Genomic DNA, 360 nt, shown 5'->3' on the forward strand with positions numbered 1-360 from the left:
GACCACCAGCGGCCCCTCACCGCTCTCGGCCTGACCTGACGAACCCGGACACAAGATCACTTCTCAAAGACCCTGCCACCGAGCTGTGCCCGGTGGGGCTCCCGTGTCGTTTGACGGCAACGGTGACGGCAACGTCAGCGGACGACGGCCACGGCAGATGGATCGTCGTTGCCGTCGTCGGCTCGGCTGGGGGCGTTGCCGAGGGTATCGATGGCTTGGCGTTGGAGTCAGAGGCGTACGTGGGCGTAGACGCCGATGTGGGCGTGGCCGAGGAGTTCCTTGATCACGACGAGTTCGACTCCCTGTTCCAGGAGCAGGGTGGCGGTGGAGTGGCGGAGGTCGTGGAAGCGGATCGTCCGG

1 pseudogene is annotated in these 360 nt (G+C 66.1%); it reads right to left on the reverse strand.

The window, feature by feature from the left end:
* Positions 1 to 134 precede the first annotated feature (134 nt).
* Positions 135 to 360 (reverse strand): annotated as a pseudogene (locus tag E0D90_RS28390) (tyrosine-type recombinase/integrase); the annotation flags it as partial.

The sequence above is a fragment of the Streptomyces otsuchiensis genome (assembly GCF_004305975.1).
GTDB lineage: Bacteria > Actinomycetota > Actinomycetes > Streptomycetales > Streptomycetaceae > Streptomyces > Streptomyces otsuchiensis.